The sequence below is a fragment of the uncultured Microscilla sp. genome (assembly GCF_947493425.1).
Lineage (GTDB): Bacteria > Bacteroidota > Bacteroidia > Cytophagales > Microscillaceae > Microscilla.
This window is the reverse complement of the sequence record NZ_CANLRP010000020.1, coordinates 61699-70957: the sequence shown is the minus strand read 5'-3', so window position 1 is coordinate 70957 and position 9259 is coordinate 61699. Positions and strand designations below refer to the sequence as shown.

Here is a 9259-nt window from a genome sequence, read left to right as displayed (position 1 = left end):
CGAGACCCTAGCAGAATCTCGTTTTTCTTTCCTAACCACAAAGCTTATTAAATATCTTTGGTTAATATATATTCAAATCAAAGACCAAAAGTGTTTTGGTTCAAAAACTATTTTGTAAGTAATTGGTAGTCAATGATATAAAATTTTATTTTTTTCAATTTCATAAAAATGAGAGAGGCTAAAAATAAGGATTTTTCTACGTTATTTCGTAATGGTTTCGGTATTTCGTTATTTGAAAAAGACCAAGACAAAAAAATAGCCCCGAAGTGTGGTCTCTGAAAACACACCCCGAAGGCTACATTTAATCTAAAGTTACTGTTGGCAAGATACTCAAAAAAAATTAAAAGGCATATTTACATATCCTGCAAACTCTTATATTTACCCTTATCTATGGCAATAAGACAACTACTTAAGCATATTATTCCCACATATTGGCAACACCATTACCGCAAGTGGCGCTATGCTATACCCGACAATGCGTTGCCAGAAGCCAGTTTACAAGACAAGTTTACCCAAATCTTTCAAACCAACCATTGGCAAAGCCAACAAACGTTGTCGGGGCGGGGTTCTGAACTCGCACAAACTCAAACTTTGATTGGTGACTTAAGTCACCTACTAAAAAAATATGCAATTTCTTCTATGTTAGACCTACCTTGTGGCGATTTTCACTGGATGCAGCATGTGACCTTGTCAGAGTTACAATACATTGGAGCAGACATTGTATCACAACTGATTTTGCAAAATAGACAACAATATCAAAAGGCAGGCATAGAGTTTCGAGTGTTAGACATTACAACAGATACTTTACCCAAAGTAGACTTAGTGCTTTGCCGCGATTGTTTTATTCATTTATCCTATGGCCACATTCGTCAGGCTATAGCCAACCTCAAAAAAAGTAATAGCAAATACTTGTTGACTACTACTTATGTCAACTATTCGTTGAACTATAATGTACCTAGTGGCAGCTGGCGACCTTTGAATTTGCAACAAGCGCCTTTTTTGTTTCCAGAACCTATTGAATTAATCAAAGAAAACTGCAGTGAAGAAGGAAAACTATACCAGGACAAGTCACTGGGTATGTGGGAGATAAAGTCATTAGATTTTTAACACCAAATATTAAAACAATGACAAAACCTTTAGATTATGAGTTTAAGTATTTAGAAGAGTATGGCAAAGATGAAGAAATCTTTTTACGCCCCGATAGGCAGGACCGAAGTAGTGCTGCTTGGGAAAAGTTACTTGCTTTGATAAATCAAGCAGCAGAAGAAGGCTGGACAGAGTTTGCGCCAGGGCGAATGATGCCACGTGATTTATGGCGACAAATTAGGGTTCTGCCCAATGAAATCGAACAGCTTACTCAAGTGACTCACCTATTTTTGTATGGGAGTAGTTTAGAGCGAATTCCTCCACATATAGGCAAAATGACCTCACTCAAAGAGTTTACCCCTTACACTTCTTATGGTTTACACTGGTTTCCTTATGAAATTACTCGTTGTAAAAACTTGGTAGATAGTACTGTAAGTACAAGGGCGTTATATGGTAATTATAAAAATCGCCCCCATTTTCCTGACCTTACCAAGGCTTTTAACCAAGTAGAGTATTTCGATTATGCACCTACTTGTAGTGTATGTAATAAACAGGTAAAAAATAATGAATACCGTCAGGTCTGGATTTCTTTATCAGTAGCTACCGATATATTGCCTTTACTGGCAAATATATGTTCTAATGCCTGTTTAGAGGCATTGCCTGCCCCTCCTGAATCTTATATTCAAGAGCCACATCAAGGGGGAATACATCAAAAACAAGCAATCACTTTTTGGGAACAAGTGTTGAATAAAAACGAAGATGACGATGAGGTAGAATAACCTTAGGAATGGTGAGAAATTAAATTACCATTCTTGAGGTAGAGGTTTTGTTTTGAGACGAGGCTATTTTTTGCGCCCATAGCAGCGCTACGGGCAATAAAAATAACGAAGTATTAAGGCGAAAAATCACCCCTCAGAGTGTAAATTTATTTTTGAACAATTCCTTAGTCTTTAGCCTTAATCAACTTAAAACTCATGCGATGCCAATGAGTAGCCCCGTACTGTTCTATAGCCGCCCGGTGTTTTTTGGTAGGGTAGCCCACATTGTTTTCCCAGTCATACTCTGGGTGCTCCGCTGCAAGTTTTCCCATCAAATCATCGCGGTAGGTTTTTGCCAGTATCGATGCTGCAGCTATCGACAAAAACTTATTGTCACCTTTTACTATACATTGGTAGGCAACAAACTTATAAGGATTGAAACGGTTACCATCAATCAGTAAAAGTTCGGGCTCAGGCTCTAGTTGTTCTATAGCACGGTGCATGGCCAAAAAGCTGGCATTTAATATATTAATTTCATCAATTTCGGTATGCGAAGCTTCTGCTACAGCCCAGCTAATAGCATCTTCTTCAATAGTTTTACGAAGTTTTTCACGGGTTTTTTTATTCAACTTCTTCGAGTCCATCAACAACTCATTCTTATAGTTGGGAGGCAATATGACGGCTGCTGCCACTACTGGTCCAGCCAAACAGCCTCTGCCAACTTCATCTACTCCAGCTTCTATATATTTATTAGAAAAAGACGATTGTAACATACCTTTGTCTTAATAGTTTGGGATACAAACCTCAAAGTTAGTCATTATTTTACAACGAATTGGTTATTATTGTAACCTTGCTTAAATTGGAGTGTAGAAGTGAGTAGACAGTATGGCACACGATTGTTTCCTTGTAAACCAAAAATGATATATAATGAATAGCTCATCAGATAATAATAACGCCAAAGAGAAAGTTGCAAACCCTTGGAACACAGTTTATAAACAACAAATGTACGACAATCCCTGGATCTCCGTGGCACAAGACATGGTAGTTAATGCATCGGGCAAACCGGGAATTTATGGTACAGTACATTTTAAAAATAAAGCCATTGGCATTATACCTATTGATAGCGAAGGGTATACTTATTTAGTGGGGCAATATCGTTATCCTTTAGACATTTACTCATGGGAGATACCTATGGGGGGAGGTAGTCTTGAAGATGACGTACTTGAATCGGCAAAACGTGAGCTTAAAGAAGAAACAGGCTTTACTGCCAATCAGTGGACAGAAATTGCCACAGTGCATACCTCTAACTCGGTAACCGACGAAGAAGGAGTGGTGTATATAGCCGAAGAACTAGTACCTGGCGAAACAGAGTTTGACGAAACAGAGGATCTTAGAATTAAAAAAGTACATATTAGTGAAGCCGTTGAAATGGTAATGAACAATGAGATTACCGACTCAATTAGCATGGTAGGTTTACTTAAAGTAGCCCGATTGCGAAAAATTTGATAAGGAAACCGTTAAGATTGTTATGAAAGCCAAAATTATCAAATCGATTACCAACTCTAAACTGTACCAAAAAACTGTCAAACGTTTGAGGCGCTCAGAGTCTAAACACCACCAGGTATCTTGGTATCGTATTATCAAAACACTTTGGCTTAATATCAACGATAAGCCACTTCATCAACAAGCCAGGGCAATTGCCTTTAGTTTTACTTTATCGCTTTTTCCGGCAATTATATTTTTATTTACCCTGATTCCTTTTTTTGTTCCATACATTGTTACCTATATTCCTGATATAGTAACTACTGGGCAAGATATTGACATGAAGCAACAGATAGATGCCCTGCTGCTCGAATTTATGCCAGGAGAAATCTACAAATACACCCACGATACTATTGTCAATATATTAACTCAACCCCGTACCAACCTACTTTCATTTGGGGTATTGCTGGCTTTGTATACTGCCACCAATGGGGTAATAGAGATGATGGATACCTTTAATCGTAACTACAAGTTTGCCGAAAAGCGTAATTTTTTGCGTAAACGATTATTAGCAGCCGGATTAGCCATTTTGTTTGCTTTTATCTTAGTGATAGTAGTCATTGTATTGGTGGTAACTGAGTTTGCTGTAGAGTTTGTGCTCGAATACCTCTATGAATGGACTAATTGGGCAATGTTACACAAAGACCAGGTACTAGGGTATTACCTGCTAACAGGTTTAAAGGTGTTTGTCTTATTTAGTGCATTTTTACTGGGCATTGCTTTGATTTATAACCTGGCTCCTGCCAGAAAAAAAGAATGGAGGTTTTTCTCATTAGGAGCCATTTCAGCTTCTATTTTGGCAATGTTGAGCACTACCGGATTCTCATTTTACTTGAGCAATTTTGCCAACTATAACAAACTATATGGCTCTATAGGAACCCTGATTGCCCTTATGTTTTGGTTATATTTAATTGCTTGGGTGTTTTTGTTAGGGTTTGAGATCAACGTGAGCATGGTACAAGCACAAAAAGCCTTGGAAGAAGAAGTCGAAGACAAGTTTACTATGTTAGACGATCTGTTGACAGAAACCGACGAAAAGCTAAAGCAGCAAACCAAAGATCAGCAAAGTTCAGAAGATACTAAAAACAACGACCACTAAGCCTTTATTATACGTGGTTAGTAAAACCAATCCCCATATTTATGATCAAATGGCCATCATTTAGAGATTTATTCACTCAGGCAGGAAACACCTCATCACGTTATCCCTTTGCTATGCTTGCTGCTACTATGGGCACCGTCATTTTGTTGGTCATCATAGAACAACAAACAGATGTTTGGAGCTATCTAAGCGACAATGGACAATCTTTGATGGCAAGTTTGTTAGGGGTGCTTATATTTTTTATAGCCGATATATACGCAGAGCGTCACCATATCCCTCCGTCACGTAAGTTGGTGATTGAAATTATTGCTTTTATCATTATTATTACCTATTACCTGCTGTTACCCAAAGAGTTAGCCCATAAAAACTATATACGTTTTATCCTGTTTTTTATGACGGGTTTATTGCTGGTGTCTTACATTCCTTTTACCAAAACCTATGAGGTAAATGCTTTTTGGCATTTCAACTTGTTGCTTACTGTACGCATCATGTTGTCAGGCTTATACTCGGCCATGCTTTTTGGCGGCATATCGCTGGCCTTGTTTGCTATGGGGTATTTGTTTGGGCTAACCATTTCAGCCAAGTTATACCTACAATTGTTTATTGCCATTTTTGGTATATTCAATACGCTTATATTTTTAGCTGGTATTCCCGATGAAATCCAGGCGCTTGAAAAAGAAGAAACGTACCCCCGTGTATTACGTTTCTGTGTGCAGTTTGTACTGTTACCACTCATTGTAATATACCTTTCTATTTTGTATGTGTATGGTGCTTCTATTTTGGTGAGTTGGACCCTGCCCAAGGGCTTAGTGACATACTTGGTGCTGGTGTTTTCGGTCATAGGCATGGCGACCTTCCTGATTATTTACCCTATTCGCCAACAAAAAGAAGGACGAACTCTTCAGGCATACAGCCGCAACTTTTCTTTAAGTCTGTTTCCTTTATTGGCTTTGTTGTTTTGGGGTTTAGGCAAGCGTATTCAAGACTATGGCCTTACCGAGTTACGTTATTTTGCCCTGGTGCTGGCAGTATGGTTGGCAGGTATTAATTTATACTTGTTGATCAGCAAAGCAAAAAACATTAAAGTAATTACTATTTCTCTAAGCTTTGTGTGTTTATTAAGTGCTTTTGGTCCTTGGGGAGTGTTTATGACAGCAGACCGAAGCCAGGCAAGCAGGTTCAAAAAAATTATGTTGAAGAGCCAATTGCTTAAAGAGGGTAAAATAACTCCGAATGCACAGGCAAAGCCTTTGTCATTGAGTGATCACAAAAACCTGCACTCTATCCTTCAGTTTTTTGCCCAAAGAAAACGCCTTGCCCGTTTGCAACCTTTTATCAGACCACACCTCGACTCTTTGTTAAGCCCGTCAGACTCTGAGCACCGTAAGATTATTAAGTTGTATGCCCTCATGGGCGAAAACGTAACAGGCGACTATGTCACTGACTTAATTTCTGTCAATACCAAGCAATTTAACTTTCAAAGCCGTTTTGATGAACCTGTACGTAATATTAAAGGGTACAATTATATTATTAAATTTAAACAAAAAGCCAATAGCTTTAAAGTAAATAAGCAACGAGTATACTTGTTGGGAGACAAAGAGATTGAATTGTATGTTGATTGGAAGAAGAACCGGATATTGTTGCACGAAAAAAAAGACACACTAGTTAACTTCCTGCTCGACCCTATGTTGGAAAAACTGGTCAGAAAATTCAGTAACGTCTCTAAACCTTTGCCTCATAACGAAATGGTGTTAATAGAGGCTGGAAAAAGCTATAAAGCAAAATTACAAATTACCCAAGTGAACATTGCCCGCCGTCAAGACAGTGAGAATAAAATGCGAAGTATGAGTGGAGAGTTATTATTGTATTTTAGTAAACCAGAGGGGTTTTAGAGGCCGAATTAGTGGTTGGTTGGTGCATACAAAACAGGGCATAAAAAAAACCTGTAAATTATAAGAATTTACAGGTAATATTTAGTAGCGGGGACAGGACTCGAACCTATGACCTCCGGGTTATGAGCCCGACGAGCTACCAACTGCTCTACCCCGCGATGTAATTGGATGACAAAGGTAGGATATTTTTATTAAAATCCAAAATTTTAAAATAAAAAAAGGACTTTTTAGGGGGGAAATGAATAAAAACCACTTCATCGTATGAAAATATTTGTAGTCAACTGGTGAAATAATGCACTGATGTTGAGGTTTTTTTACCATATTTTGTTTTCTTGAGTAAAGCAATGAATGAAAATCTGCAACTCTTTAGCTTTATTGTAGAGGCAAAGGGTTTGATCATACCAATTAACAATATATATGCACCAATTTTCGTATATTTTCCTGTGGATTACTTTAACTCTATGGAGTTGTAATGGAGCCGCAAAACGCGAGCAACAGCGACAAGACTCTTTAGCACGACAAGACTCTATTCAAAAGATAGAACGCAAAAAAAATCGTAAAACTATTTTGTTTTTGGGCAATAGCCTGGCGGCTGGTTTTGGTTTAGACAACCCCGAAGAATCGGCTTATCCTGCCTTGATCCAGAAAAAACTGGATGCAGGTAACCACAACTATAGGGTAGTAAATGCGGGGGTAAGTGGCGAAACGACTACAGGTGGACGAGAACGAATTAACTTTTTGCTAAAACAAAAAGTAGACATTTTAGTCATTGAATTGGGCGGCAACGATGGTTTGAGGGGGGTAAGCCCACAAGTAGTAAAAGAAAACCTTCAGCAGATCATTGACATTGCGCGTAAACGTTATAAAAAAATTAAAGTTCTATTGGTAAGAATGGAAGCCCCTCCCAACCTGGGTTTAGACTATACAGCAGGGTTTACAAAAGCCTTTGACGACCTTGAAGAAGACAATAGAAAAGTAGTGACTGTACCCTTCATCTTGGATGGCATTGCTGGTAAGCCCGAACTCAACCAATCGGATGGGACCCACCCTACTGCCGAAGGACACGAGGTGATAGCAAATAAAATTTGGAAATATTTACAAAAGGTATTGTAATAATCCCCCTGAATGAGCACTCATTCAGGGGGGGATTGATCAACCCATAAGTTGGCTTCATTTACTTCTGTTTGCCTTCTTGTAGACTGTCTTTCCCTTTCTTTTTCCAATATTCAATCAGTGCCTTGCGAATATCAGCCCGGAGAGGGTTTTTGTTATCTTCAGTGGCCGAAACAATGTCAGGGTTTTTAGGCGTCAAGTAATCAAAATTACTTTCTTTGCCCGTCAATAAATAGTTTGACATAGCCACAGTGTATATTTTTTCAGGTTCTATAGCTGCTTTGCCTATTGTCCATTGTTGGGTAGTTTCATCATAGTTTATACCAGTAGTTTGCAAATACCCCCCACTTCCTTTATTGTTTTTTCCAGTAGTTAAAATTTTACTTAAAAGTTTGCCTTTAAGCTGAACTTCATAAATATCTCCACCGTAAGGCAATGCCCGTAGTACATCATATACAGTGACCTGGCCTCTCAGCTGGTCATCTAGTCGCACCGAACCACTATTGAGTATGCCTGCCTGTGCCTTAGGAAGTGTAGCAACCATGGCTGCGCAAATATCTTTGCCCAAATTGGTAGGCTCTTCCCTGATGTGGTCTTCTCTGCCATCAAGTGGAGCACCTGTTACCACCATTAACTTTTCTTTTACATCAAAACCTAATGTGTTAAAGCCAGTTTCAGCGTGTTGTAGCCAAGTGCGTACTACTTCGGCAGTTTTGGGAGCTTCTTTTATACTTTCGTTAATTTCTTTGAGTTCTGACCGAACGCTTACTTTTTTGGTGACGTGGTCATAAGTAATGCGGTGAATATACACTGTTTTGGCGTTGGCATCAGCCTTGGTAATGCTCGTAGTACCTACCTGGTGTTTCATATTGGTGTGGTCGTGCCCCCCCATGATCAAAGGAAACTGAGGAATGGCCTGTGCCAACTTCTTATCATCAGCAATGGCAAGGTGAGTCATTGATATGGCAAAATCAATGTTACCTTTCAGCGCTGTAAGCTCTTTTTCGGCCGCTGTTTTTACATCTTCATAAGCCACTATGTTGTTATCTATTTTAAGCGCCAGCCCCAATAAACCCACCTTGAGTGTATCTTCTCCGTTTTCGTTGGGTATTTTCAATACCACCGACTTGGCAAAGTTTTGTGGTTGGTTATTTACCATCTTAAAAAAAGGTTGAATTTTGCCTTCTTTTTTATACTGAAGATTAGTAGAGATCCAATCAAATTTAGATTCATTGATTCGCTTGAGCAAATCTTCTTCACTGAGGTCAAACTCATGATTGCCAAAGCATACATAGTCTATTCCAAGGGTATTCATCGTAGCTACCATTTGGGCTCCTTTAATACGCGCTCCGTTGTACTTGATGGTACCTAGTACCGAAGGGTTCAGAAAATCTCCCGAAAGGGTAGTAAAAGTATGTGGGTTTTCTTTGAGTAACTCCTGACGCACAGTAGCTACCCGTGCCATCCCTCCAAACTTGCCACCTTGAATGGGGGCTATTTCATACACATCGTTTAATTGCAGAATGATAAACTCGGTTTTAGCAGGTTTGCGTGGAGACGAACATCCAGCAATACATGCCCATAATAACAAAGCAAGCTTGAATGAGTGGCTGGTTCGGATAAATTGCTTTAAAGAAATCATATTGTATCTTTTGTCTGTTTTAGAGGCTAATAATAACAAAAGTTTTTGAATAACTTATGATATGTTGAAACTACTGCATAAGCCCTTATGAGGAAAGTGCCTATAACTGCGTTTTTTGAGTACTATC

Annotated in this window: 8 protein-coding genes and 1 tRNA gene; 6 read left to right on the top strand and 3 right to left on the bottom strand. The window is 38.8% G+C overall.

Annotation, left to right across the window (positions count from 1 at the left end):
• Positions 1 to 390: 390 nt before the first annotated feature.
• Both Q0954_RS08080 and Q0954_RS08075 read left to right on the top strand, forming a co-directional pair.
• Complete coding sequence (locus Q0954_RS08080) at positions 391 to 1107, top strand: class I SAM-dependent methyltransferase (RefSeq protein WP_299455713.1); 717 nt, start codon at positions 391 to 393, stop codon at positions 1105 to 1107.
• A gap of 17 nt (positions 1108 to 1124) precedes the next feature.
• On the top strand, positions 1125 to 1865 hold the full coding sequence (locus Q0954_RS08075) for a leucine-rich repeat domain-containing protein (RefSeq protein WP_299455712.1): 741 nt from the start codon (positions 1125 to 1127) through the stop codon (positions 1863 to 1865).
• 164 nt (positions 1866 to 2029) lie between these two features.
• Here Q0954_RS08075 and Q0954_RS08070 read toward each other — a convergent pair whose 3' ends face one another.
• Complete coding sequence (locus tag Q0954_RS08070) at positions 2030 to 2617, bottom strand: ribonuclease HII (RefSeq protein ID WP_299455711.1); 588 nt, start codon at positions 2615 to 2617, stop codon at positions 2030 to 2032.
• Positions 2618 to 2771: 154 nt separating this feature from the next.
• Here Q0954_RS08070 and Q0954_RS08065 point away from each other — a divergent pair, with 154 nt between their 5' ends.
• From Q0954_RS08065 to Q0954_RS08055, 3 genes are read left to right on the top strand one after another with little or no spacing between them, the layout of a single operon-like run.
• Positions 2772 to 3350, top strand: coding sequence for an NUDIX hydrolase (locus tag Q0954_RS08065; protein WP_299455710.1), 579 nt, complete (start codon positions 2772 to 2774; stop codon positions 3348 to 3350).
• 22 nt (positions 3351 to 3372) lie between these two features.
• On the top strand, positions 3373 to 4485 hold the full coding sequence (locus tag Q0954_RS08060) for a YihY/virulence factor BrkB family protein (protein WP_299455709.1): 1113 nt from the start codon (positions 3373 to 3375) through the stop codon (positions 4483 to 4485).
• 41 nt (positions 4486 to 4526) lie between these two features.
• On the top strand, positions 4527 to 6377 hold the full coding sequence (locus tag Q0954_RS08055) for a DUF4153 domain-containing protein (protein ID WP_299455708.1): 1851 nt from the start codon (positions 4527 to 4529) through the stop codon (positions 6375 to 6377).
• An 85-nt stretch (positions 6378 to 6462) separates the two neighbouring features.
• On the opposite strand, the gene Q0954_RS08050 is transcribed toward Q0954_RS08055, so the two are convergent.
• Positions 6463 to 6535 (bottom strand) — tRNA-Met (locus Q0954_RS08050).
• Positions 6536 to 6794: 259 nt separating this feature from the next.
• Between Q0954_RS08050 and Q0954_RS08045 the strand changes: the two genes are divergently transcribed.
• Positions 6795 to 7490, top strand: a complete 696-nt coding sequence (locus Q0954_RS08045) for an arylesterase (protein WP_299455707.1) — start codon at positions 6795 to 6797, stop codon at positions 7488 to 7490.
• A 61-nt stretch (positions 7491 to 7551) separates the two neighbouring features.
• Here the strand turns inward: Q0954_RS08045 and Q0954_RS08040 are convergent, their stop codons facing one another.
• A complete protein-coding gene (locus tag Q0954_RS08040) occupies positions 7552 to 9132 on the bottom strand; it encodes a bifunctional metallophosphatase/5'-nucleotidase (protein WP_299455706.1) in 1581 nt (526 codons plus the stop codon).
• Positions 9133 to 9259: the final 127 nt, after the last annotated feature.